The sequence below is a fragment of the Blautia intestinihominis genome, assembly GCF_040096655.1.
Taxonomy (GTDB): domain Bacteria; phylum Bacillota; class Clostridia; order Lachnospirales; family Lachnospiraceae; genus Blautia_A; species Blautia_A intestinihominis.
The window spans coordinates 25,143-50,200 of sequence record NZ_JBBMEI010000016.1; the positions used below are offsets into that span (position 1 = coordinate 25,143).

Here is a 25,058-nt window from a genome sequence, read left to right on the forward strand (position 1 = left end):
GAATTTTTTACAGGAGGTACTTAAGATGAATGATTTTTCTGTTGATATGAATGAATATCTGCCGTTAAGAGATGTGGTATTTAACACACTGCGTAAAGCGATTCTGAAGGGTGAGCTGAAACCCGGAGAACGACTGATGGAGATCGCGCTGGCGGAGAAACTTGGAGTCAGCAGGACTCCTGTTCGTGAGGCGATGCGTAAGCTGGAACTGGAAGGTCTGGTCGTGATGATCCCGCGCCGCGGTGCACAGGTGGCGAACATTACAGAGAAGGATCTGAATGATGTACTGGAAGTCCGTATGGCACTTGAAAATCTGTCGATCGAGAATGCATGCGCGCGCATGACCGAGGAGCAGCTTGATGATCTCTGGAAAGCAGCCAAGAACTTTGAGGATACGATGGCAGAGGGAAATCTTGTTAAGCTGGCAGAAGCCGATGTAGCTTTTCATGAAGTGATCTACAAATCTTCCGACAACCGCAGACTGAATCAGGTACTGAATAATCTTCGTGAGCAGATCTACAGATATCGTGTGGAATATCTCAAGGATGAAGAAACAAGAAACCTTCTTGTTAAGGAACATGAGGAGATCTACGAGGCGATCAAGAATCGTGACCTCAAGAAAGCCAAGGAGATTTCTTATCAGCATATCGAGAACCAGAGAGAGGCGATCATCCGCTCTATCAGGGAAGAAACAAAAAATCGCTGAACTGTAAATAAAATTGTATAATCCGGTTATTCTAAAAGAGATACATATTGTGTGTATCTCTTTTTTTTATGGATTACGATTACAACAGGAGGATGCAATGGATCAAAAGACCAAAATCCACAGTGAACTGAGAAAAAATGAATCCTACATCAGAGAAAAATTCGAGAACTGTGCAGATATCCTGATCCGCCCCATGCGTCTGGGAAGCGAAAGCAAAATAGACTGTCTGATGGTCTATATCGAAGTGGCAGTTTCAAATATGATGCTGGATGATTCTGCACTGGGCAAGATGATCAATCATTTCTGGGAGATCTCACCGGGGCAGATACAGGAATTTATGCGGAACAACAGTCTGGGGATCGCAGATGTGCAGAAACTGGCGGATATGGAAGAAGTCCTGTCAGCAGTTCTTGCAGGAAATGCAGTTTTTTTTATAGACGGATATGACAAGGCGATGAAAATATCCAGCAAGGGATACCCGGACATGGGAGTTTCCGAAGCGAAATCAGAAAAAGTCCTGCGCGGTTCCAAAGAAGGATTTTCGGATTCTGTAAAAACAAACTCCGCACTGGTCAGAAAGCGGATCCGGAACAGCAGAATGAAGGTCGAGGAAAAAACAACAGGTGTCCGATCAAAGACAGTCCTGCAGCTTCTCTACATGGAAGATCTCGTTCAGGAAGATCTTCTGGAGAATATCAAAACCAGTCTGGATGAATACAGGATAGATGGAATCTTTGACAGTGGAATGCTTGAACAGCTTACAGACAGAACATGGTATTCACCGTTTCCACAGTATCAGACAACGGAACGTCCCGACCGGGCGGCGATGGAGATCCTGAATGGAAAGATCGTGGTGCTCTGTGACAATTCTCCGTCCGCACTGATCCTTCCAAGTTCCTTTAATGGCTTTATGGAGAGCAGCGAGGACTGGTTTCATCATTTTGAAATGGCATCGTTTCTGCGGGCACTTCGTTATCTTGCACTGCTTGTGGCGACACTGCTCCCGGGGCTTTACCTTGCAGTGATCCGCTTTCACACACAGATACTTCCGGCAAATCTGATCCTGTCTTTTGCAAAAGCACGGGAGGGAGTACCTTTTTCCAGCGTGGTCGAACTGATCTTTCTGGAACTCTCGTTTGAACTGATCCGGGAGGCAGGAGTGCGGGTCCCCGGGGCATTGGGGAATGCGATCGGAATCGTGGGAGGCCTGATCATTGGTCAGGCGGCAGTCAGTGCAAATCTGGTCAGTCCTATCGTTGTTATGATCGTTGCATTGACCGCACTGGGATCGATGGTGATCCCGGAGGAAGAGTTTGCCGCAGCATTCCGACTTTTGAAATATGTATTTCTGTTTCTGGGTGGATATCTTGGAATCTTTGGAATCGTTCTGGGGATCTATCTGACAGTGGCACATCTCTCCGGGCTTCTGAGTTGCGGCATGCCGTACCTTCTTCCGTTTATAAAAAAAGAACCCTGCCGCGATGCTGGCGAAGGAATCCTGCGGATCCCGTTCAGGAAGAGATGGCAGAGGCCGCTCTATGCAAGATGGGAACAGAAAATCCGTCTGCGGAAAAATGATTCCGATGATTCCGGAGAAAGCCGCCGGGAAGATTCCCGGAAAGTTCAGGAACAGGAGGAGAAAGACTCATGAAATTTGCGGAGAATAACAGGATTTCGCACAGACAGCTTTATCGCCAGATGATCCTGACGTTTCTGGCTCCTTTCCTGATCTGTCTTCCTGGGAAAAACGGGATTCAGGGAATGACGGGAATCGCAGGTGCTCTGGCGGCAGTGATCCTGCTGGTCATTTATGTTTTTGTGCTTTTGAGAGTGACCAGCGGATATTCGGATATGGTACGTTTTTTTGGAAGGTTCTGGGGACGGATAGCAGGACTCTTTTTTCTGGCGTATATTATCCTGACGGCAGTTTATATCTTGAAGATACTGGAGCAGATCGTGCCAAGGTGGCTGATCCTGGGAGTGCCGGCGGGCTGGATCTCTTTTCTGGTAGTCGTTATATGCAGTGTGGGAACAGAACGAGGAATCCAGAGACGGGGACGGATGGCAGAAGTTTCCGGAGGTTTGCTTTTGGTTGGAATCCTTTTGATGATGGTACTGTGCCTTGGACAGACACGTGTTGATTATCTTCAGGAGATGTTTGAAACAGAGCGAGTGAGCGGGAGTGGAGTCATTCAGAGCAGTTATCTTTTTCTGTGTGGATTTTCCGGGATCGGACTTCTGCCGTTTATCATGCGTGATGTAGAGAAGCGGGGAAGTGCAGGCAAGACGATCATAGCGTCTGTCCTCACTGTAGGTGGAATCTTTGCAGGAGTTCTTATTTTATTGCCGGCAGTATTTGGGTGGAGACGGCTTCTTACAGAAACATATCCAATCCTGCCTCTTCTTGCAGGGGCAGATCTTCCGGGAAATGTCCTTGCGAGATTTGATGTTCTCTGGATGGGATTTCTTCTGTATGGATTGTTGTTTGCAATGGGAAGTCTTTTTTACTATGGCTATCAGATCACGGAGAAATGCCATCTGGGAACGGCGAAATACTGGCTGGCAATTCTGATCTTCGGATTGTCATTGGTGGAAGTACCAGGTATGGATGTGGTGATATTCTACAGAAACTATCTGAGAAGTATTTTTGTCCCGGGACTTCTGCTCATACAGATGGCGATCCTTTTTCATGGACAGAAAAAGAAAATAAGAAAAACGACTACAGTTGTTTTGCTGATCTGCGCGTTGACACTGAGCGGATGTGCGGGAATTGAACCGGAAAAGAGAATGTATCCACTTGCACTCGGCGTAGAGCAGTCGGAAAATGGGTGGAAATTTATTTATGGACTGCCGGAACTTCCAAGTGCAGAAGGACAGGAAAAAGAAGAGACAGGAAATTCTGCACTGGCGATAACAGGTGTGGATTTTGAAACGATAGAAAAAATATATGACCGTTCACAGGAAAAATATCTGGACATGGGACATCTGCAGGTGCTGATCCTTAAGAATGATCTGACACAGTCAGACAGATGGAGTGAACTGTTATCTTATCTGGAAAAAGAACCGCTGATCGGTGAAAATGTATATGTATTCCGGACAGAAAATCTGACAGAGCTTATGGACTGGAACAAGGAAGGAACCTCGATAGGGGAATACCTGCCGGGACTTCTTGAAAACAGGATTCCGGATCAGGAGAAAAACGGTACTACGCTGCGCCAGGTATATCATCAGTGGTATGAGAATGGCACGTTACCAGGAATTCCTGAGATCATCCTGCAGAATGGAGAAATTCAGGTATATCTGGAATAAATTTGCAGAAAAACGTCCATACTCCAGACAGAAGACGATTTTATTTTCATAGATTCGGAGGTACCCAAATGGACTGGTTAAGGAACTGGAAAAAAAGACTTCTGTTGTCTGTGATGACAGGCATGCTGGCAGTAACACTTTTGTTCGGAGGCACGAAAAATGTCGAGGATTGCAGTATTATGGCGTGGTGGGGAACCCTGTATCCACAGTTTTGCTTTGAGAGAGGATCACAGAACAGCGCTAATTATGAAAATACTGTAAAACAGCCGCCAAAGCTTTCCTTCTGGCTTGCGAAAGCCCTGGAGAGGTGGTAAGATTAAAGAACGATTCAGAGAGGCTGTGGCTTTTTCTGAGTCTTACATAGCAAACAGAACATAAAGGACTGGAGAAATAGATTTATGAAAATAGACAGAGATGCACCGATCGGTGTATTTGATTCCGGAGTAGGCGGTCTTACCGTAGCCAGGGAGATCATGAGAAATCTTCCATCGGAGAAGATCGTTTATTTTGGCGATACGGCGAGAGTTCCTTATGGAAGTAAATCCAAGGATACAGTCATCCGCTATTCCAGACAGATCATTCATTTTCTGGAGGAGCAGCAGGTCAAGGCAATCGTGATCGCCTGCAACACGGCAAGTGCATTTGCCCTGGATGCAGTGAAGGATGAACTGGATATCCCTGTACTTGGAGTGATCGAAGCAGGAGCCAAGGTTGCTGCAAAGGAGACACGCAATAAGCGAGTCGGCGTGATCGGAACGCTTGGAACTGTCGGAAGCGGTATTCATGAGGCGTATCTTAAACAGCTTGATCCGGAGATCACAGTGATAGGCAAGGCATGTCCGTTGTTTGTTCCGCTGGTCGAGGAAGGATGGCTTCATGATCCTGTAACTACGGAGATTGTGTCCAGATACCTTCAGGAACTGAAGGATAAAGAAATTGACACACTGATCCTCGGCTGTACACATTATCCGCTGATCCGTTCTACGATCAGAGAAGTCATGGGTGAGGGCGTGCGACTGGTTAATCCGGCATACGAGACAGCCTTACAGCTGAAGGCACTTCTTGCAGAGATGGATATTTCCAGCAGTGGAACAGGTGAAGAGGATTTTCCGTATCGTTTTTATGTCAGTGACCTGGCAGATGAGTTTAAGGATTTTGCAAATTCTATCTTGCCATATGATGTTTCAATGGCAAAGAAGATCGACATAGAGAAGTATTAAAGAGGAGTAAACATATGAATAAAGATGTACTGATACATGTACGCGGGCTCCAGATGATGGAAACAGATGATGCACAGGAGCCGATCGAGATCGTAGTTCCGGGACAGTATTATTTCCGAAACGGAAGTCATTATCTCCGTTACGAAGAAATGCTGGATGATACCGCAGAGACTACAGTAAATTATATCAAGATGTCACCGAACGGAGTAGAAGTCCGCAAGCAGGGACAGGTAAATGTACATATGGTTTTTGAGGAAGGCAAGAAAAACAAGACTTTTTACAATACGCCATATGGTACGCTGCAGATGGGAATCTCAGCGACAGGACTGGAACTCAAGGAGAGTGAAGACGGCATTCAGATGAAGGTGGATTATGCTCTGGATATGAACGAAGAGCATGTCGCTGACTGTTATCTGACCGTACAGGCACAGTCCAAGGATTCCGCGGATTTTGTTTTATAAAATCAAATTAAAATGCCCGTAAAGCTGAAATACTTTACGGGCATTGTCTTTCGATCTTATTTGTCTTTGCTGAACATTCTTTTGAAAAATCCCTTTTTCTTAGGTGCCGGTGCTTCAAGAGAACCACGGATTCCTTTAACTCCAACGATGTATAAACCGCTTACTTCGGCTTTTACTTCTTTTTTGACAGGGATCAGGTCAAAAACCTTCTCATCTGCGATCAGTATGGAGATCTTCGGACCAACCTTAGCCTTAACGATCGGCAGTTTGGAACGGCGCATCAGCTTAGGAGCCTGGTCAATGACCATCTGCGGCAGACCGGATTCTTTGAGTGGAAGTCGTTTCTTATCGATGATCAGCATGGAAACAGTCTGTTTTGCAGCTTCAATCTGTGCCTGCTGTTCTTCTTGCTTCTTCTGAGCTTTCTTTCCGAAGAAATAAAGTGCAACCAGGGCAATGATCAGAATGACCAAGATAACAAGAAGGACGATGCTAAGTGTACTCATAGATACCCTCCTCAGTGTGTATATTACAAATATTTATGCGAAATATATTCTATCATTATTTATTACAAAAGGCAAATAAATTCACGAAAATTCCGTGAAGAAAAAGGAAAACGGTGGAAATTATATAGTTAAACAGGTATAATGAAAAGAGCGAAATCTAAAGACAGGGATAAATACAGAAATCCCGGGTATACTGGGGATTACAGAAAAAAAAGACTAAGGAGTTAGTATGGAGAAGGATAATGGTAAAAGTCGGAACAGGCGCCAATACAGGGAAAGAACGACTGATTCTGTAAGAAAAGAAGATCTGACCGAGGAAGAGCGGATTCGGGAACGCCGGCGCAGGAGACGGGCGCTGCAGAGGAAACGGCAGCGTCAGAGAAGGATGATCCTGATAGTTATGGCGTTGGCAGCAGTAGTTATTATAACTGCGGCAGTCCGTGGAATTGCAGGACATTTTTCTTCGTCGAAGCCGTCAGCCAGCGGCACAGATAAAGAAACGACGGCAGATGCTTCCGGGGGAGACAAGACAGAGCAGGAAACCGCCAGCAGCAAAAGTTCACCGAAAGATACACTCAAAGCTGCTGAACTTAAAGCGACACAGTATGATTATGACGGTGCGATAGAGCTTCTTAAGGCAGATACATCATATAGCAGCGATTCAGATATGCAGAGTGCCGTTAAGAAATACGAAGAGGCCAAAGCTTCCTGTAAATCATGGCCACTGGAAGAAGTGACACATGTTTTTTATCACATTCTTATCAAAGATCCGAGCAAAGCTTTTGACGGTGATTACAAGGAAGCAGATTATAATCAGGTCATGACCACGATCGATGAATTCAACAAGATCACACAGACCATGTATGATAAGGGGTATGTGATGGTAAGCATCAAGGACATGGCTACTGTAAATGAGGATGGAACCATGTCACCGGGAGAGATCCTTCTTCCGGAAGGTAAGATCCCGTTTGTACTTTCTCAGGATGATGTCTGTTATTACCATTATATGGATGGTGATGGATTTGCCTCCAAACTGGTTGTAGATGATGAAGGCAAGATTCGAAATGAATATATTGAGGATGATGGAAGTGTATCAGTAGGTGACTATGATATGGTTCCATTGATCGATCGTTTCGTAGAAGAACATCCTGATTTTTCTTACAGAGGAGCCAAGGGAATCGTTGCATTGACCGGATATAATGGAATTCTGGGATATCGAACAGATATCAGCTATGAAACACGTCCGGCAGATCTGGATGATAACAAAGTTGAATGGCTGGATGCACACCCGGATTTCAGTCTGGACAAAGAACGGGAAGAAGCAAAGAAAGTTGCTGATGCTATGAAAGAGGATGGATGGTTGTTTGCCAGTCATACCTGGGGTCATCAAAACATCGGACAGATTTCTCTGGAACAGCTTCAGGCAGATACACAGAAGTTCAAGGATAATGTGGATCCCCTGATCGGAGGAACGGATATTATTATTTTTGCATTTGGTACGGATCTGACCACTCAGGAGGACTATTCCGGTGATAAATTTGAATATCTCAAGAGTGTCGGATATAATTATTATTGTAATGTAGATTCCAGCAAATATTTTGTGCAGATCCGGGATCGCTATTTCCGTCAGGGAAGACGAAATCTGGACGGATATCGTATGTACTATAATCCGGATCTTCTGGAAGACCTGTTCAATGCAAAAGATGTTTTTGATCCAAGCAGACCGACTCCGGTTCCACCGATGGGTTAAACAAATAAGAAAGAAGGAGTTACTAACTATGAAGAAAAGAGCTGTGATACTTACATGTATTTTGTCAGCTTCGATACTTCTGAGCGGCAGTTATATTCTGCCGCTTTTGAATCATATAGCAGAAAAAGAAACCAAAACAGTAAAAACTTACCAGACTGCTTCTCAGGATGAAGCAGAGACAGACAGCAGTGAGGCAGATGCCGGAGACACAGAGGACACTGATTCTGAGAAATCCAGTAAGGATCAGACAGTTCTCGATCAGGCAACGATCATGTACGAACAGTATAATTACGATGAGGCGATCAAACTTCTGAAGGGTCAGAAAGATTTTACGAAAAACAAGGACTATATGGACCTGGCAGCCAAGTGCCAGATTGCAAAGTCTTCACTTGTAGAGTATCCACTGGAACAGATCACACATGTATTTTTTCACACACTGATCGAGGACACTTCCAGGGCTTTTGACGGAGATTCCAAATCCGGAAACTACAATCAGGTTATGACGACTGTCAGTGAGTTCAATAAGATCATTCAGATCATGTATGATAAGGGCTATGTTCTGGTAAGCCCGCATGACATGGCAACAGTGAACAAGGATGGTACGATGAGCCGCGGCAAGATCATGGTGCCGGAGGGCAAGATCCCGTTTGTGCTTTCTCAGGACGATGTCAGCTATTATCATTATATGGATGATGATGGATGTGCATCCAAACTTGTACTCGATGAAAATGGAGATGTAAAAACAGAATACATTGATGCAGATGGAAATGTTCTGGTAGGAGATTATGATCTTGTTCCGCTGTTGGATTCTTTTATCAAAGAACATCCGGATTTTTCCTATCATGGACGCAAGGGAATCCTTGCGATGACAGGTTATAACGGAGTACTGGGATACAGAACTGATATAGCCTACAAGACCAAAGAAAATCTTCAGGATGACCAGAAGAAATTCCTGGATGACAATCCTGATTTTGATTATGACCAGGATGTTAAGGATGCAACGAAGGTAGCAGATGCCATGAAAGCAGAGGGATGGGAATTTGCGAGCCATACCTGGGGACACATGAATGCAACAGAGCGTTCCGCAGAGGATCTTGAGACTGATGATAAGAAATGGAAAGCTTATGTGGCTCCGATCCTTGGTGATACAGATATGGTCATCTTTGCGTTTGGCGCGGATATTGGTGACTGGGAGGGATATTCTTCTGATAATCCGAAGTTCCAGTATTACAAGAGCGCGGGATACAATTATTTCTGCAACGTAGATTCCAGTCAGTATTTTGTTCAGATCACAGATCAGTATTTCCGCCAGGGAAGAAGAAACCTGGATGGATATAGAATGTACTATAACCCGGATATGCTCAGTGACCTTTTTAATGTTTCTGATGTATGGGATTCTTCCCGGCCGACTCCGGTTCCGGAAATGTAAATAATAACCAGATTTGAAAGGAGATTTTTCATGAAGAAAAAAGTAGTAGCAGCAATGTTAGTAACTTGTATGGCGGTATCTCTTACTGCGTGTGGAAGCAAGGACAGTTCTGATAAGACTGATAAGACTACCGCCAAAACAGAAACGGCTTCTGACAATTCTGATACGGACAAGACAGATTCCAAGACTTCTGATTCCAAGAAGGAAGAGACAAGAATTATTTCGGTAAAAGATGTTTCTGATTATGTTACAATTGGAGATTACAAAGGACTTACACTGGATCGTTATACACAGGCAGTAACAGATGATGATGTGGATGCAGAAATCAACTATGAATTACAGGACAAGGGAACAGAGGTTACAGATGGAACTGTTGAATATGGAGATATTGTGACCATTAATTTTACAGGTACTGTAGACGGTAAAGAGTTTGACGGAAGTTCTGCCGATGACTATGAACTTGTTGTCGGTGAAGGAGATATGGGAATCGATGGTTTTGAAGATGGTCTGGTTGGAATGAAAAAGGGAGAAACCAAAGAACTGACTCTTACTTTACCGGAAGGTTACAGCGAGGATGATTCTCTTTCCGGTAAGGAAGCTGTTTTTAAGGTGACTCTTCAGAAATTTACAAGAGCATCTGAACTGACAGATGAATGGGTTGCTTCCAATACAGATTACAAAACTGTAGATGACTATAAGAAATCTGTAAGAGAGGAACTGGAAAAACAGGCATCCACGACAGCAGATAATGAATTGTATGCAACAGCATGGTCTGAGGTACTTGATACATCTGAGATTAAGAAATACCCGGAAGAAGATGTCAAAAAAGCAGAAGAAAGCTATAAAGCACTCAATGAACAGACTGCAAAAGACAATGGAATGGAACTGAGTGATCTGCTGGAAACATGGGATCTGACAGAAGATGAATTTAATGAAGAATGCAAAAATTATGCAGAATCCAAAGTTGAACAGAATCTGATCGTTCAGGGAATCATTGATGCTGAGGGACTGAGTCTGAGTGATGCAGAGACAGAAGAATTAAAGAATAACCTGATTCTGGACTATGGAGTGGCAAGCATTGATGAGCTGATTGAAACATATGGAGAGGATGAAGTAAATGAATCACTGGCACTTCTTCGTGTGGAGAAATTTATTGTAGACCAGTCTACTGTCAACGAAAAGACAGGAAGTGCAGAGGATTCTATTGAAAACGAAGATGCATATACTGAAGCAGAAGATACCGGTTCAGACCTCACTGAATATGATGGAAGTGAGGAAACACAGGATGAAACGGAAGAGAATATGTCAGAAGAGTCAATTGAGGACAATACAGTAGAAGAGTAATGAATAAATAAGAAAAGACAATTGTATTTCCATAATAAATGCGTTATGATAATAAAATGAATGCGTTTCTGAAGTACAGGCAACAGTAACGCCAGAGATATAAAATACAGCAGGTGGAAATCATGGATAAGAAAGTATTGCGTGAACGAATACGCAAAAAGCAGCAACAGATGAGAAGACGTAAGATGATGCGCCTGGGCGCATATGTCATTGCAGTCATTCTCGTAGTTATATTTGTTATAAGGGGAATTCTGATCCCCGTTGTCAACAGAATCGGTGGAAAGAGTGTTGATAAACCGGCACAGGTTCAGGCAGAAACTGATCAGACGAATGTGAATTCCGATACAGTTTCAGACGGAACAGACAGCACGGCGGATACAACGACGACATCAGCAGTCAATTCAGCGGCAAGATATCCACTCAAGAATGATCTGGCAAAGGCATCGCAGATGTCTATTGGATGGAATGAAAATGAAAATGGTAAATGGTATCAGAATGCAGATGGCACTTATTTTGCCGGAGGTATGCAGGAAATAGATGGTTCCACCTATTATTTTGATGAGAATGGTTACATTCAGACAGGATGGATAAGCGTTGGATTTGATGATTATTACTTCAATGATGACGGTACATATGATCCAAATACACATAAACCACGAATTGCACTTACCTTTGATGATGGTCCTGGAGAATATACAGATGAACTTTTGGATTGTCTGGAAGCGAATAATGCACATGCGACATTCTTCATGGTAGGACAGAATGTAGGTTCCTGGGAATCAACCGTACAGAGGATGGTCGATCTTGGATGTGAGATCGGTAACCATACCTGGGATCATCCAAGTCAGACTTTAACAAATATGTCGATTGATGATGTTGTCACAGAATTCCAGAAGACAGACGATGCACTTGTACAGGCCTGCGGACAGGCAGCAACGGTAGCCAGGGCACCTTATGGAGCAGCCAATCAGGATATCTATGATGCAGTACAGAAGCCGTTCTTCATGTGGTCTCTTGATACAGAAGACTGGAAGCTGATGGATGCAACAGCAGATTATGATGCCGTTATGAATGGCGATCTGACAGATGGTACAATCGTACTGATGCATGATATTCATGAACCTTCCGTTCAGGCAGCATTGAAACTGATACCGGATCTGGTTTCACAGGGCTATAAACTGATGACAGTCAGTGAACTGGCAGCAGCCAAGAATGTAACATTACAGAATACGACATACTCACAGTTCTGGGACAGCCAGCTTCAGGCAGGAACGGTTCCGGGATATAACGGTAATACGGATTCTACAGATGGAAGCGATGCATCAGATGGATCTGAGAGTTCTGCGGACACTGAATCTACAGACGACAGTTCTACAGACAGTACTGATGTCAGTGACGGAAGTTCTTCCGATGGAGATTCTTCTGATGGCAGCAGTGACAGCAGTTCTGGGGATTCCGGCGGAGACGGCTCTTCAGGAGATGGAAGTGATTCAGAAGATTATGACTCTGGCGATGACAGCTCCAGTTATGATGACTCGGGAGACAGTGGAGACTCTGGATACGATGATTCCGGAGACTACTATGATGAGGATTCCGGCGACGATTCGTACGATACATACTAAATAAGAAATACAAATGAGGACAGAACAGAAATAACAGTTCTGCCCTCATTTTTTGTAGGGAGATTGTAGTAACAGGACATACTTTTAATTGACGTAAACAGTCTGGATTGGTATAATATGTCTATAAATCGGCTTGAATAAGAGGAGTAAAATGTGCAGATTACCGATAATCATATACTGCACAGACAGGACTCTATATTTTCAGCCTGCTCAATTTTGAATTAAGGGAGGAATTTCTGGATGGGAGAGAAAATGCAGTTTACAGAACTGGATCAGTATCTGTTCGGGCAGGGAACTCATTACGACATCTATAAGAAATTAGGAGCTCATCCTACCACACAGCATCGCAAGAAGGGTGTCTATTTTGCAGTCTGGGCACCGAATGCAAGATATGTTTCTGTAATCGGTGATTTTAATAACTGGGATAATCAGGCAAATCCAATGAACAGAGTCGGTGAGATCGGAGTATATGAGATCTTTGTTCCGGGTGCCAAAGTTGGAGATCTGTACAAATTCTTTATTGTCGGATATCATGGAGAAGAACTTTATAAGGCAGATCCATACGCAAATGAAGCAGAACTCAGACCGGGAACGGCATCAAGAATTACAGACATTACGGATTACAAATGGAAAGATACCACCTGGATGAAGAAGCGTCCGGAATTTGACGAGAAACGTGAACCGATGGCAATCTATGAAGTACATCCGGGTTCCTGGAAGAAACATCCGGCAGAGAATGAGGATGATCCGGGATTTTATAATTACCGTGAATTTGCACATGAACTGGCGGCCTATGTCAAAGAGATGGGATATACTCATGTAGAACTTATGGGAATTGCAGAGCATCCATTTGACGGATCCTGGGGATATCAGGTAACAGGATATTATGCACCGACTTCCAGGTATGGTACTGCACAGGATTTCAAATATATGGTGGATTACCTGCACAGAAACAAGATCGGTGTTATACTCGACTGGGTTCCGGCTCATTTCCCGAAGGATGCACATGGACTTGCCAATTTCGATGGAACTGCTGTCTATGAGCATGAAGACCCGAGACAGGGTGAGCATCCTGACTGGGGAACCAAGATCTACAATTACGGACGTCCGGAAGTCAAGAACTTCCTGATCGCCAACGCACTGTACTGGATCGAGGAATGCCATGTAGACGGCCTCCGTGTAGATGCAGTTGCATCTATGCTCTATCTGGATTATGGCAAGAAAGATGGCGAGTGGGTTGCCAATAAGTACGGTGATAACAAGAACCTTGAAGCAATAGAATTCTTCAAACATCTGAATACCGTTGTACTTGGAAGAAACCACGGTACGGTTATGATCGCAGAGGAGTCTACCGCATGGCCGCAGGTTACAGGTAAAGCAGAGGACAATGGTCTTGGATTCTCACTGAAATGGAACATGGGCTGGATGAATGATTTCCTGGAATACATGAAACTGGATCCATATTTCCGTAAGGGCGATCACAATAAGATGACTTTCTCAATGACATATGCATACAGTGAGAGATATGTACTTGTCATTTCACATGATGAGGTCGTACATCTTAAGTGTTCCATGCTGAACAAGATGCCGGGATATCCGGATGACAAATTCAAGAACCTTAAGGCAGCATATGCGTTTATGATCTTCCATCCGGGCAAGAAACTTCTGTTTATGGGTCAGGACTTCGGACAGCTTCGTGAGTGGAGTGAGGAGAGAGAACTTGACTGGTATCTTCTTAAAGAGGACAACCACAAGGATCTCCAGAATTTTGTCAAGACATTGTTTCATATGTATAAGAAATATCCTGCACTGTATGCAGGTGACAATGATCCAGAAGGATTTGAATGGATCAATGCAGACGATGCAGACAGAAGCATTTTCAGCCTGGTTCGTAAATCACCAACCAAGAGAAATAACCTCCTGTTTGTAGTAAACTATACACCGGTAGAACGTCCGGATTATCGTGTTGGCGTTCCGAAGAAAAAACAGTACAAACTTATCATGGATGAGCATGGACTTCTGGACAAACCGAAGGTATTCAAGGCAGAAGCACAGGAGTGCGACCACAGAGAATTCTCTTTTGCATATCCGCTTCCTGCATATGGAATTGCTGTTTTTACATACTAAATTTTGTTGTAAAAGGTCTTGCAATTTCAGGAAATATGGTTTATACTGAGCGCGAATTACAAAGTAAATAGGAATTGATAATAAGATCTCGAAAGGAGAACTAAGATGAAAGTATCCAATATTAAAGACGTTGAGAAATTTTTCGAAGTAGTAGATAGCTGCGCAGGTAGAGTAGAACTTGTAACAGGTGAGGGAGACAGACTGAACCTCAAATCCAAATTATCCCAGTATGTATCTCTGGCAAACATCTTCTCAGGCGGAGAGATCCCGGAACTTGAGATCGTTGCTTACGAGAAAGAAGACATTGATAAACTTCTGAACTTCATGATCAACGGCTGATCAGACAATAAATGCAGTGGGGGCGTGACTGGTTCATGTCCCCATTACCATATTAAAAGGTAAATTTAACCAGGGGGTGCATGCACTTCCTGGTCAAGCTACGTTATGAGTTAGCTTAATGAAACAATCGAAATAAGAAAGGACATGCATATATCATGGAAAGAACAAAAATTGATATTATCTCCGGTTTCCTTGGAGCCGGTAAAACAACACTGATCAAAAAACTTCTCAAAGATGCTTTCAAAGGTGAGCAGGTTGTACTGATCGAGAACGAATTTGGTGAAATCGGTATTGACGGTGGATTCCTTAAAGAAGCAGGAATTGAGATCCGTGAGATGAACTCCGGCTGTATCTGCTGCTCACTGGTTGGCGATTTTGGTGCATCCCTTAAGGAAGTTATCAGCAAATATCATCCGGATAGAATCCTGATCGAGCCATCAGGTGTCGGCAAACTGTCAGATGTTATCAAAGCAGTTCAGGGTGTTGCAGAAGAGACAGGACTGGTTCTTAACAGCTACACAACTGTTGTAGATGCAAAGAAATGCAAAATGTATATGAGAAACTTTGGTGAATTTTTCAATAACCAGGTTGAATATGCAGGTGCGATCATCATGAGCCGTACCGATATCGTAGATGAAGCAAAAGCACAGGCTGCAATGGAGCTTCTTCGTGAGATCAACCCGAAGGCAGCAATCATCACCACACCGATCGAGAAACTGGAAGGTGCAAAGATCCTGGAAGTTATGGAACATCCGGTATCTCTGGAGCAGGAAATGATGGAAGAAGAAGTTTGCCCGGAATGCGGACATGTTCACGAGCATGGACATCACCATCATGACCATGATCACGAGGAGCATGAACATCATCATGACCACGATCATGAGGAACATGAGCACCATCATCACGACCATGACCATGAAGAGTGTGGCTGCGGACATGATCATGACCACGATCATCATCACGATCACGACCATGAAGAATGCGGCTGCGGACATGACCATCATCACCATCATCATGCAGACGAAGTTTTCACAAGCTGGGGCCGTGAGACAATTAAGAAATACACAAGAGAAAATCTTGAAAAGATCCTTGAGACACTGTCTGAGACAGAAGAATATGGAATCATCCTTCGTGCGAAAGGAATGCTTCCGGCAGAAGACGGAACATGGATCTACTTTGATATGGTTCCGGAAGAAACAGAGATCCGCAGCGGGGCACCGGAATATACAGGACGTCTCTGCGTAATCGGTTCCAAACTCAACGAGGACAAACTGGCTGAGCTTTTTGGCCTGTAATAACGGAGGATCATACAGACTATGGAAGAAATCAAAGTGCCGATTTATTTAATGACAGGTTTCCTTGAAAGTGGAAAGACTTCTTTCCTGAATTTTACTCTTCAGCAGGATTATTTCCACATTGATGGAAAGACCCTTCTGATCCTCTGCGAAGAAGGAGAAGAAGAATACGATGAGGCTGCACTCAAAAAAAATAATACAGTTGTAGAGATCATCGAAAGTGAAGAAGAATTCACTACTGAGAGACTGGTAGCAATGAGTATCCTTCATCAGCCTGAACGTGTTATCATCGAATATAATGGAATGTGGCTGGTAAGCAATTTCGAAAAAATGCAGCTTCCGGAAGGATGGGGCGTAGAACAGCAGATCACCTGCGTAGATGCCAGCACTTTCCAGATGTATATGGCAAACATGAAATCCATTTTTATGGACATGATAAAAAATACTGACATGGTTATTTTCAACCGCTGCAAAGAAGACGATCCGCTGCCGACTTACCGTCGTGGGATCAAGGTTGCGAACCAGAGAGCAGAAGTCATCTTTGAGGATGAAGAAGGCGAGATGGGAGATATTTTCCAGGATGAGATGCCATTCGATATGGATGCACCGGTCATTGACATCCTGCCGGAAGATTATGGTATCTGGTTTGTAGATGCAATGGACCATCCGGAAAATTACGAAGGAAAAACCGTCAAATTCAAAGCAAGAGTCATGAAACCGCGCGGAATGGGAAGCAAATTCTTTGTTCCGGGACGTACCGCAATGACCTGCTGTGCAGATGACACAACATTCCTTGGCTATGTATGCAAGAGTGCTTATGCGCCGAAACTGGCCCCGGGATCATGGATAGAAGTCACTGCAAAAGTTGCTATAGAGAAGAGAAACGAGTACCAGGGAGAAGAAGGTGTCGTTCTCTACGCAGATCATGTAGAAATCTGCGAGCCACTGGCAGATGAAATGGTTTACTTTAATTAAGCGAGGAAATTTGAATGTACTTGATCGTAGGTTTGGGAAATCCCGGAAGGCAGTATGAAGCGACACGCCACAACATGGGATTTGATGTGATTGACAAACTGGTAGAAGAATACCAGATCCCACAGGGCGGTGTGAAGTTTAATGCCATGTACGGCAAGGGGATCATCGGAGGGCAGCCTGCTCTCCTGATGAAACCTCTGTCCTATATGAATCTCAGCGGAGGTCCGGTCCGGGAGATGGCAAACTACTTCAAAATTGACCCGGAAACAGAGATGATCGTGATCTATGATGACATCGATCTGGATCCGGGCCAGCTTCGTATCCGCAAGAAGGGAAGTGCCGGAGGGCATAATGGAATCAAAAATATCATTCAGGAGCTCGGTACACAGAAATTTGTGCGTATCAAAGTCGGTGTAGGTGCCAAGCCGCAGGGCTGGGATCTTGCGGATTATGTTCTTGGAAGATTTGGAAGTGAAGACCGCAAACTCGTTGATGAGGCGCAGGACCGTGCATGCAAGGCAGTGGAACTGATCCTGTCCGATGGCCCGGATGCCGCCATGAATGAATTCAACAAGAAACCGGGGGTTGTATGAAAACATTTTTGCATCCTCTGCAAAATCTTGCAGAGATGGAAGCAATTTATACAAAAGCAAAAAGTAATCGTGGAATACTGGAGATAAGTGGTTGTATGGAGTCCCAGAAAGCTCATTTAATATATGGGCTTTCCGGGCTTTTTACATCTCACCTGATTTTGGCAGAAGATGAGAAAGCTGCGAAGGAACTGTACGAGGATTATCGTTTTTATGATAAGAATGTATATTACTATCCGGCGAAAGATCTGCTCTTTTTTCAGGCAGATATTCATGGAAACCTTCTGATCCGCCAGAGAATGCGTGTGATCAAAGCTCTGCTGGAACAGAAAGAAAACATCACTGTTGTCACGAGTATAGACGGATGTATGGATTATCTTCAGCCGTTTGACAAAATAGAAAAACAGCTGATCCATTTTCGAAATGACAGTACGCTGGATATGGATAAACTCAAAGATGCGCTTGTGCATATGGGTTATGAGCGTGTAGGTCAGGTGGAAATGCCGGGACAGTTTTCTGTCCGGGGCGGCATTGTGGATATTTATTCCCTTACCGAAGAAAATCCGTGGAGGATCGAACTCTGGGGAGATGAGATCGACTCGATCCGTACGTTTGACTCACAGAGCCAGCGTTCCCTGGAAAATCTTGACGAGATCATGATCTATCCGGCGACAGAACAGCCGGCAGAAAAGGGCGGCGTTTCTTTTCTTGATTATTTTGCAGAAAAAAACAGTCTTGTTTTTCTTGATGAGCCGAACCGCCTGGAGGAAAATGCCAGAGCAGTAGAAGAGGAATTTCGTCAGAGCTGTGAAAACCGTCAGCAGAAAGGTGAAGAAAATATTTCCCAGAACTGGATGTGCAGATGGGAAGATCTGAATCACAAGCTGAATAATCGAAACTGCATTTCTGTATCACTGATGGAACCAAAGAGGGCAGACTGGAAGATTACAGAGCAGTTTAACCTGACAGTCAAATCCATGAGTTCTTATCAGAGTAGTTTTGAACTTCTCGTCAAAGATCTCCGACAGTACAAGAAACAGGGATATCAGATCGTGCTTCTTTCCGGTTCAAGGACAAGAGCGGAGCGTCTTGCGAAGGATCTGCAGGATGAGGGATTAAGTGCTTTTTACGGGCAGGATTTTGACCGTGTGCTGGAACCGGGCGAGATCATGGTCGCTTATGGTCATGCACGTAAGGGATTTGAATATCCGTTTATCAAATTTGCGATTATCACAGAAACTGACATTTTTGGAAAAGAGCAGAAGAAGCGTAAGAAAAAGAAAGAATACAATGGAAAACGTATTCAGGATTTCTCGGAACTTTCGATTGGAGATTTTGTAGTTCATGAAAAACATGGGCTGGGAATCTACCGTGGTATTGAGAAGGTTGCGGTGGATAAAGTTGCAAAAGATTATATCAAGATCGAATACCGCAACGGCAGTAATCTGTATATCCTTGCAACACAGCTTGATGCGCTTCAGAAATATGCGGGATCGGAGACTGCAAAACCGCCGAAGCTGAACCGTCTTGGCGGTCAGGAATGGAAAAAGACAAAATCCAGAGTGAAAGGTGCAGTCCAGAATATCGCGAAAGAACTGGTGGAACTTTATGCGGTCCGCCAGGAAAAAGAAGGGTATGTATGCGGTCCGGATACTGTATGGCAGAGAGAGTTTGAAGAAATGTTCCCGTATGAGGAAACTGAAGATCAGCTTGCTGCGATTGAGGACACCAAGAAAGATATGGAAAGTACCAAGATCATGGATCGTCTTGTGTGCGGAGACGTTGGATATGGCAAGACAGAGGTTGCGCTTCGTGCGGCGTTTAAAGCCGTGCAGGAGAGCCGGCAGGTCGTTTACCTGGTACCTACTACCATTCTTGCACAGCAGGTCTATAACACCTTTGTACAGCGTATGAATGAGTTTCCGGTACGTGTGGATCTTCTGTGCCGTTTTCGTACACCTTCTCAGCAGCAGAAGACGATCAGTGATCTCAAAAAAGGACAGGTTGACATAATTGTAGGAACACACAGAGTCCTGTCAAAAGATGTCACTTTCAAAAACCTTGGTCTGCTGATCATTGACGAGGAACAGCGTTTTGGCGTTGTCCATAAGGAAAAGATCAAGCAGCTCAAGAAAGACGTTGATGTACTGACACTGACGGCAACGCCGATTCCACGAACACTTCATATGAGTATGATAGGGATCCGTGACATGAGTGTTCTGGAGGAGCCGCCGATGGACCGCGTTCCGATCCAGACTTATGTTATGGAGTACGATGAAGAGACTGTCCGTGAGGCAATCAACCGAGAGCTCCGAAGGGGCGGTCAGGTTTATTATGTATACAACAGAGTCAATGATATTGCGGATGTGGCGGCGCGTCTTTCCAAACTGATCCCGGATGCGCGGATTGATTTTGCGCATGGACAGATGAGTGAGAGAGAACTGGAAGCGGTTATGTATGCGTTTATCAATGGTGAGATCGATGTGCTTGTTTCCACAACGATCATAGAGACGGGGCTTGATATTTCAAATGTAAATACCATGATCATCCATGACTCAGACCGTTATGGATTGTCACAGCTGTATCAGCTTCGAGGAAGGATCGGACGTTCCAACCGTACCGCATATGCATTTCTGATGTACCGAAGGAATACGATGCTCAAAGAGACAGCAGAGAAACGACTGTCTGCGATCCGTGAGTATACAGACCTCGGAAGTGGATTCAAGATCGCGATGAGGGACCTGGAACTTCGTGGTGCAGGTAATCTTCTTGGTGCGGAGCAGCACGGACATATGAATGCTGTCGGATATGATCTCTACTGCAAGATGCTCAGTGAGGCGGTCAAGGAGGCAAAGGGAATCCACACGATGGAGGACTTTGAAACAACGATCGATCTGAATATGGATGCCTTTATTCCGGATACCTATATCAGCAATGAGTACCAGAAACTGGACATCTACAAGAGGACAGCAGGGATTGAGACAACGCAGGATTATGATGATATGCTGGAGGAACTTCTGGATCGATTTGGAGAGCCGCCGAAGGCAGTGCTGAACCTTCTGACGATTGCCCGGATCAAAGCTCTTGCACACAGAAGCTATGTGACGGAGATCAAGCAGATGGGCAAAGATCTGAAGATCACTTTGTATGAGCGTGCGAAACTGAATCCGGCAGGCTTCCCGGAACTGATGCAGAAATACAGACGCGGACTTCAGTTCAAGAATGAGCAGGAACCGAAATTTATTCTGACACTGGTCGGAAATCTTCTGACAGCACTTACGGATTTTCTGAATGAACTGGAGAAACTGGTGGAGGAGTAAAGTCAGTCAGGAACGAAACGTGTCTATTTTGTGAAAAAACAGCGTTTCTTATGGATAATCCTTGCCCTGAAGGGGAAAAAAGTTTATACTCATACTATTGAATTCAGGTAATCATGGAGGAAAATATGAAGGAAATGACAAAAAAAACAGCCGTTGTTGCTATGGCAGGCATTATGGCTGCAGGAATGCTTACCGGATGCGGTGAGAAGAAATTAGACGGAAGCAAGACGGTTGCTACAGTAGATGGAACAGAGATCCCGCTGGGCGTTGTAAGCCTTTCTGTCAGAGACGGTCAGATGCAGACAGAAGCTATGTACAGAAGTTATATGGGCGGCTCTGATTTTGATATCTGGGATACAGAAGCAGAGAAAGGCAAGACCTATGGTGAACAGCTTGTAGAACAGGCCCTCGAAGACGTAGAACTTATGTACATCATGAAAGAAAAAGCAGCTGATTATGATGTAGAACTGACAGATGATGATGAGAAAGCAATCGAAGAAGCAGCCGCTTCCTTTATGGAAGCAAACTCTGATGAGGCAATTGCAGACCTGGCAGTTACAGAAGATCAGGTCAAAACCTTCCTGGAACTTGAGACATACAAACAGAGAATTCATGATCCGATCATTGCAGATGTAGACAAGGATGTTTCTGATGAGGAAGCACAGCAGTCTTCTTTCAGTTATGTAAGTATCAGCACAGCAGATTTAAGCGATGATGAGATTAAGCAGAAGAAAGAAGATGCACAGAAGATCCAGGATGAACTGACCAAGGATCCAGAGGGAGATTTCGATGAGATCGCCAAATCTGTAGATGATTCTTATTCTTCACTGGAAGGTACTTTTGATGCAAATGATACCAGTGATGATGAAGATTCCGAGAATGAGGATTCTGAGGAAGACAGCAGTACATCCAGCAGTACTTATCCGGATGAAGTGATCAAAGTCCTCAGAACACTCGATGATGGAGAAGTTGCTCCGGACGTGATCGAAACAGATACAGCATACTATGTTGTAAAACTGAATCAGAAAAACGATGAAGAAGCAACAGAGACCAAGAAAGAGTCTATCATTTCTACAAGAGAGCAGGATCTGTATACAGAGACTACTGACAAGTGGATGGAAGATGCAGATATCAAAGAAGAGAAGAAAGTTCTCAAGACTCTCAAAGTAACAGATAACCATAAATATAATCAGCCAACCGCAACACCGGAGCCGACCGAGGAAGCTGCTGATACAACAGAAGATACTGAGGTAACAGAGACACCGGAGGCAGACGCTACTGAGACTCCAGAAGTTACAGAGGCAGCAAGTGCTACAACAACACCGGAAGCTACTGAGGCAGCAAGTGCTACAACAACACCAGAAGCTACGGAAGCACCTTCCTACAGCACAGACACATCTCTGACAGTCAAAGACGGAGATACTGTAAACATTGATTATGTTGGTAAGATCGATGGTACAGCATTCGATCGTGGAAGCACTGATGGAAAGGGAACAGACCTTGTGATCGGTTCTGGAAGCTATATTGATAACTTTGAAGATCAGCTCGTAGGTGCTCACCCAGGAGATGAAGTAGAAGTAACCGTAACCTTCCCGGATGATTATGGTGTGGATGAGCTTAATGGAAAAGAAGCAGTATTTGATGTTACTGTGAATGGAATTTACGAATAAAAAATCGTAAAAATCGGAGCCCCGCAGCATTCGCTGCGGGGCTCTATTATGTAAGGATATTAAATTTCCTCCGCATTATCCTCAGAAAAACTTCCCGTCACATGGATACCATTGATCTCAACATCACCCTCCATCGGAATCACGATACATTTACGTCCATCAATAATCTGGGTTTCAATTAACGCCGCGCGGTCCGGGTCTACGTGGATGACGACATCCGGGGTTTTGATCTCGGTCCGGCGGGTGTTGGTAATGTTGGATACCATCAGGGATGCATTCTCACCGGCGGTGGCTTCGTAGCACTGGTCGAAAGTTTCCATTTTTTCTTCTTCGACACCGCATTCCTCGAAGAGACGTTTCACTTCTGGTTTGGTGAGAACAGCGGGTTCAGGAGAATCCTTCTGTGCTTCAACCCATTCGTTCAGTTTTTCGTGGATATTCATGACGGTATCGTAAGCACAGTCCTCGCCCAGAGTTTCTTCTACAAGGGCATTAAAAGAATCCCTTTGGCTTCCGGCAGACAGCGGTGTATCGCAGCCAAACAGTTCATCTACGAAAGTACTGCGGAGCTGTTCTGCGTTCTTGGAGTAGTAGAGAAGTCCGTGGATATCTGTACTGCGGTCATTAAATACCGGGAACAGGAATCCAAGATCCGGCATTTCTACGATCCAGTCACGGATGCGGTCCTCGATATTGTTGGTTTCTGCATTGTAGCAGAGACCTGCTTTGGAAAGGTTTACAGGGCAGATGCTGCACAGAATATGATCATAGATCTCATCGGAAGCATCAAACATTTCCTGACCATCAGAAGATTTACCAGGGATATCGTATACAGCGTGGATCAGGATGATATAATAATTCTCACCGTAATCGTAAGATTCGATCACTTTGTCATAGAATTCATCCAGGATAGCATCATCCTGTAACTTACTGCCGCGCAGACGAAGAAGGAATTCCTGTGTGCCGCCTTCTTTTTCCTGCTCGAGAGGAAATTCCATATTGATCAGGTTCTTGCCGACAGTACCGGAAAGAGTTTTCTTGAAGATTTCAAAGTATTTGAACATTTCTTCTTCGGAGAGAGAAAGAAATGCTTCTTTCAGCTTGGTCTTTTTGTTTTTTTCTCCGTCAACGTAGCAGCCGCAGATTCGTGTGATGGCGCAGTTGTTGGGGGTAAACTGTTTCTTGATTTCTGATATTTCTTTTTTATTCATAATAAAACTCCTCGTGTTTGAAAGTATAGAAGGTATTTTTGCCAGAAAAAAAGGGCCTTGCGGCCCTTTTTAACAGCTTAGATCTTGGAATAACCGAAGCCATTTACCAATGCATCCAGTTTCTGTTTCTGGGCACATAAAGGACAGGTGGAAGCAGGATACGAACCATAATTTGGAAGATCCCTGTGATCAAAAATACTATAAACAGGCAGTCCGGCAATATTGGTAGCTGCACTGAAAATTGCAGCGATACCACGGATCGTGCCGCCGTAGTACAAGATACTCTCGATCGCACGGGACAGAGTTTCGCCTGTTGTGATAGAACCATCCAGGATCAGGATGTTCTTGTTCTTGATCATTGGCTGGATATTGTCACGGAAAATGATCTGACCAGAGTTATTGTATTCCGGAGCAGTGATATAAATAGTCTGGTGTGAGTTCATAGAATATACACCAGCTCTGGTAAGTGTCTCTGCCAGGTATGCACCGACAACCTCCAGTCCGCTCATACAGATGATCGTATCAACAGGAATACTTGTTTCATAGTTGGCAGCCAGTGCCTCTGCGACACGAAGTGCCTCTGAACTTCTGGAACGCATAGTGGTAAGGTCCAGATAATGGGTGATGTGAGACTGCGGTGTTGCAAAATGTCCAGGAATTACCTTAAGCTGAATTTTCTTGTCGCCGCGTGCACTGATTTTGGTCATTCTTGATTCCATAAAAATCCCTCCCTTATAAGCATTATAAGATTTCTGTGCGGAATGCTTCCGCAATTCCACTGAGCTGATAACGGTCAGCAAGATCCTGAATTCCGGTCATGATCTCTTCACGGCTGAAATTGTGGACTTCCAGGAAGTCATCGTCCTTTCCATTAAGATTATAATAAAAAAGAAGACCGATCTCCAGATTCTGGCGGTCACCATCACAGGTCATTTCGTATAACTGGTTCTCTGCCTCGTCAATCTTACCCTCATCGGTCAGAGCGATCAGATTCTCAAGAGTCGTTCTGGCAGTACTGTCTTCGATCACTTCCGGGGTAAGCTCGGATGCGCTTACCTGAAACAGCATTTTCATAACAGCATGAACCATTTCACGGATCTGGCGCAGTATAAAATCATCCTGAAGCATATGGATTCTCCCTTCTGAATCAAAATTTATTGCAACCATTATCACGTGAACAGTTA

Annotated in this window: 21 protein-coding genes; 17 read left to right on the forward strand and 4 right to left on the reverse strand. The window is 44.3% G+C overall.

All coding sequences use genetic code 11. The annotated features are described in order from the left end of the window. Positions 1 to 25: 25 nt before the first annotated feature. From WMO75_RS06770 to WMO75_RS06795, 6 genes are all read left to right on the forward strand, one after another. Positions 26 to 706, forward strand: a complete 681-nt coding sequence (locus WMO75_RS06770) for a GntR family transcriptional regulator (RefSeq protein ID WP_118699059.1) — start codon at positions 26 to 28, stop codon at positions 704 to 706. A gap of 97 nt (positions 707 to 803) precedes the next feature. Further along, entirely contained in the window at positions 804 to 2,357 is a 1,554-nt protein-coding gene (locus WMO75_RS06775) for a spore germination protein (protein WP_118252580.1), read from the forward strand. Continuing rightward, positions 2,354 to 4,015, forward strand: a complete 1,662-nt coding sequence (locus tag WMO75_RS06780; RefSeq protein ID WP_298090213.1) for a GerAB/ArcD/ProY family transporter — start codon at positions 2,354 to 2,356, stop codon at positions 4,013 to 4,015. The genes WMO75_RS06775 and WMO75_RS06780 overlap by 4 nt, the downstream gene beginning before the upstream one ends. A 68-nt stretch (positions 4,016 to 4,083) precedes the next feature. After that, positions 4,084 to 4,329 carry a hypothetical protein gene (locus WMO75_RS06785; RefSeq protein ID WP_118252578.1) on the forward strand — a complete coding sequence of 82 codons (246 nt, stop codon included), beginning with the start codon at positions 4,084 to 4,086 and terminating at the stop codon, positions 4,327 to 4,329. Between the two features lie 84 nt (positions 4,330 to 4,413). After that, complete coding sequence (murI, locus tag WMO75_RS06790) at positions 4,414 to 5,235, forward strand: glutamate racemase (RefSeq protein WP_022215680.1); 822 nt, start codon at positions 4,414 to 4,416, stop codon at positions 5,233 to 5,235. A gap of 14 nt (positions 5,236 to 5,249) precedes the next feature. Next, complete coding sequence (locus tag WMO75_RS06795) at positions 5,250 to 5,696, forward strand: YwiB family protein (RefSeq protein ID WP_022215681.1); 447 nt, start codon at positions 5,250 to 5,252, stop codon at positions 5,694 to 5,696. Between the two features lie 56 nt (positions 5,697 to 5,752). Here WMO75_RS06795 and WMO75_RS06800 read toward each other — a convergent pair whose 3' ends face one another. After that, on the reverse strand, positions 5,753 to 6,202 hold the full coding sequence (locus tag WMO75_RS06800) for a hypothetical protein (protein WP_022215682.1): 450 nt from the start codon (positions 6,200 to 6,202) through the stop codon (positions 5,753 to 5,755). Between the two features lie 229 nt (positions 6,203 to 6,431). Between WMO75_RS06800 and WMO75_RS06805 the strand changes: the two genes are divergently transcribed. The 11 genes from WMO75_RS06805 (at position 6,432) to WMO75_RS06855 (ending at position 22,663) form a co-directional block, all read left to right on the forward strand. Next, on the forward strand, positions 6,432 to 7,952 hold the full coding sequence (locus WMO75_RS06805; RefSeq protein WP_298090216.1) for a polysaccharide deacetylase family protein: 1,521 nt from the start codon (positions 6,432 to 6,434) through the stop codon (positions 7,950 to 7,952). Between the two features lie 28 nt (positions 7,953 to 7,980). Further along, on the forward strand, positions 7,981 to 9,381 hold the full coding sequence (locus WMO75_RS06810; RefSeq protein ID WP_349077824.1) for a polysaccharide deacetylase family protein: 1,401 nt from the start codon (positions 7,981 to 7,983) through the stop codon (positions 9,379 to 9,381). A 30-nt stretch (positions 9,382 to 9,411) separates the two neighbouring features. Beyond that, positions 9,412 to 10,725, forward strand: coding sequence for a trigger factor (locus WMO75_RS06815; RefSeq protein ID WP_022215685.1), 1,314 nt, complete (start codon positions 9,412 to 9,414; stop codon positions 10,723 to 10,725). A gap of 122 nt (positions 10,726 to 10,847) precedes the next feature. After that, positions 10,848 to 12,347 carry a polysaccharide deacetylase family protein gene (locus WMO75_RS06820; RefSeq protein ID WP_118252575.1) on the forward strand — a complete coding sequence of 500 codons (1,500 nt, stop codon included), beginning with the start codon at positions 10,848 to 10,850 and terminating at the stop codon, positions 12,345 to 12,347. A gap of 240 nt (positions 12,348 to 12,587) precedes the next feature. Then, positions 12,588 to 14,474: a 1,4-alpha-glucan branching protein GlgB gene (gene glgB / locus WMO75_RS06825; RefSeq protein ID WP_022215687.1), complete on the forward strand. Its 1,887-nt coding sequence runs from the start codon at positions 12,588 to 12,590 to the stop codon at positions 14,472 to 14,474. Positions 14,475 to 14,579: 105 nt separating this feature from the next. Continuing rightward, positions 14,580 to 14,813 carry a polya polymerase gene (locus tag WMO75_RS06830; RefSeq protein WP_303217506.1) on the forward strand — a complete coding sequence of 78 codons (234 nt, stop codon included), beginning with the start codon at positions 14,580 to 14,582 and terminating at the stop codon, positions 14,811 to 14,813. A 155-nt stretch (positions 14,814 to 14,968) separates the two neighbouring features. Next, a complete protein-coding gene (locus tag WMO75_RS06835) occupies positions 14,969 to 16,108 on the forward strand; it encodes a CobW family GTP-binding protein (protein WP_349077827.1) in 1,140 nt (379 codons plus the stop codon). 21 nt (positions 16,109 to 16,129) lie between these two features. After that, positions 16,130 to 17,083, forward strand: coding sequence for a TIGR03943 family putative permease subunit (locus tag WMO75_RS06840; RefSeq protein WP_303218627.1), 954 nt, complete (start codon positions 16,130 to 16,132; stop codon positions 17,081 to 17,083). Between the two features lie 14 nt (positions 17,084 to 17,097). Then, on the forward strand, positions 17,098 to 17,676 hold the full coding sequence (pth, locus tag WMO75_RS06845; RefSeq protein WP_022215691.1) for an aminoacyl-tRNA hydrolase: 579 nt from the start codon (positions 17,098 to 17,100) through the stop codon (positions 17,674 to 17,676). Then, positions 17,673 to 20,993: a transcription-repair coupling factor gene (gene mfd / locus WMO75_RS06850; protein ID WP_349077830.1), complete on the forward strand. Its 3,321-nt coding sequence runs from the start codon at positions 17,673 to 17,675 to the stop codon at positions 20,991 to 20,993. Before pth ends, mfd begins: the two co-directional genes overlap by 4 nt. A 125-nt stretch (positions 20,994 to 21,118) precedes the next feature. Then, positions 21,119 to 22,663, forward strand: a complete 1,545-nt coding sequence (locus tag WMO75_RS06855; protein WP_022215693.1) for a peptidylprolyl isomerase — start codon at positions 21,119 to 21,121, stop codon at positions 22,661 to 22,663. A gap of 59 nt (positions 22,664 to 22,722) precedes the next feature. Here WMO75_RS06855 and WMO75_RS06860 read toward each other — a convergent pair whose 3' ends face one another. From WMO75_RS06860 to WMO75_RS06870, 3 genes are all read right to left on the reverse strand, one after another. Next, on the reverse strand, positions 22,723 to 23,874 hold the full coding sequence (locus tag WMO75_RS06860) for a DUF4317 domain-containing protein (protein ID WP_349077833.1): 1,152 nt from the start codon (positions 23,872 to 23,874) through the stop codon (positions 22,723 to 22,725). Positions 23,875 to 23,951: 77 nt separating this feature from the next. Then, entirely contained in the window at positions 23,952 to 24,593 is a 642-nt protein-coding gene (locus WMO75_RS06865; RefSeq protein ID WP_022215695.1) for a hypothetical protein, read from the reverse strand. Between the two features lie 22 nt (positions 24,594 to 24,615). Next, on the reverse strand, positions 24,616 to 25,002 hold the full coding sequence (locus WMO75_RS06870) for a DUF6483 family protein (RefSeq protein ID WP_022215696.1): 387 nt from the start codon (positions 25,000 to 25,002) through the stop codon (positions 24,616 to 24,618). Between the last annotated feature and the right edge of the window lie 56 nt (positions 25,003 to 25,058).

What these genes read in the sequence shown, in the direction of transcription:
- WMO75_RS06770 (WP_118699059.1), top strand. Translation starts at nt 26, where the DNA reads ATGAATGATTTTTCTGTTGATATGAATGAATATCTGCCGTTAAGAGAT.
- WMO75_RS06775 (WP_118252580.1), top strand. Translation starts at nt 804, where the DNA reads ATGGATCAAAAGACCAAAATCCACAGTGAACTGAGAAAAAATGAATCC.
- WMO75_RS06780 (WP_298090213.1), top strand. Translation starts at nt 2,354, where the DNA reads ATGAAATTTGCGGAGAATAACAGGATTTCGCACAGACAGCTTTATCGC.
- WMO75_RS06785 (WP_118252578.1), top strand. Translation starts at nt 4,084, where the DNA reads ATGGACTGGTTAAGGAACTGGAAAAAAAGACTTCTGTTGTCTGTGATG.
- murI (WP_022215680.1), top strand. Translation starts at nt 4,414, where the DNA reads ATGAAAATAGACAGAGATGCACCGATCGGTGTATTTGATTCCGGAGTA.
- WMO75_RS06795 (WP_022215681.1), top strand. Translation starts at nt 5,250, where the DNA reads ATGAATAAAGATGTACTGATACATGTACGCGGGCTCCAGATGATGGAA.
- WMO75_RS06800 (WP_022215682.1), bottom strand. Translation starts at nt 6,202, where the DNA reads ATGAGTACACTTAGCATCGTCCTTCTTGTTATCTTGGTCATTCTGATC.
- WMO75_RS06805 (WP_298090216.1), top strand. Translation starts at nt 6,432, where the DNA reads ATGGAGAAGGATAATGGTAAAAGTCGGAACAGGCGCCAATACAGGGAA.
- WMO75_RS06810 (WP_349077824.1), top strand. Translation starts at nt 7,981, where the DNA reads ATGAAGAAAAGAGCTGTGATACTTACATGTATTTTGTCAGCTTCGATA.
- WMO75_RS06815 (WP_022215685.1), top strand. Translation starts at nt 9,412, where the DNA reads ATGAAGAAAAAAGTAGTAGCAGCAATGTTAGTAACTTGTATGGCGGTA.
- WMO75_RS06820 (WP_118252575.1), top strand. Translation starts at nt 10,848, where the DNA reads ATGGATAAGAAAGTATTGCGTGAACGAATACGCAAAAAGCAGCAACAG.
- glgB (WP_022215687.1), top strand. Translation starts at nt 12,588, where the DNA reads ATGGGAGAGAAAATGCAGTTTACAGAACTGGATCAGTATCTGTTCGGG.
- WMO75_RS06830 (WP_303217506.1), top strand. Translation starts at nt 14,580, where the DNA reads ATGAAAGTATCCAATATTAAAGACGTTGAGAAATTTTTCGAAGTAGTA.
- WMO75_RS06835 (WP_349077827.1), top strand. Translation starts at nt 14,969, where the DNA reads ATGGAAAGAACAAAAATTGATATTATCTCCGGTTTCCTTGGAGCCGGT.
- WMO75_RS06840 (WP_303218627.1), top strand. Translation starts at nt 16,130, where the DNA reads ATGGAAGAAATCAAAGTGCCGATTTATTTAATGACAGGTTTCCTTGAA.
- pth (WP_022215691.1), top strand. Translation starts at nt 17,098, where the DNA reads ATGTACTTGATCGTAGGTTTGGGAAATCCCGGAAGGCAGTATGAAGCG.
- mfd (WP_349077830.1), top strand. Translation starts at nt 17,673, where the DNA reads ATGAAAACATTTTTGCATCCTCTGCAAAATCTTGCAGAGATGGAAGCA.
- WMO75_RS06855 (WP_022215693.1), top strand. Translation starts at nt 21,119, where the DNA reads ATGAAGGAAATGACAAAAAAAACAGCCGTTGTTGCTATGGCAGGCATT.
- WMO75_RS06860 (WP_349077833.1), bottom strand. Translation starts at nt 23,874, where the DNA reads ATGAATAAAAAAGAAATATCAGAAATCAAGAAACAGTTTACCCCCAAC.
- WMO75_RS06865 (WP_022215695.1), bottom strand. Translation starts at nt 24,593, where the DNA reads ATGGAATCAAGAATGACCAAAATCAGTGCACGCGGCGACAAGAAAATT.
- WMO75_RS06870 (WP_022215696.1), bottom strand. Translation starts at nt 25,002, where the DNA reads ATGCTTCAGGATGATTTTATACTGCGCCAGATCCGTGAAATGGTTCAT.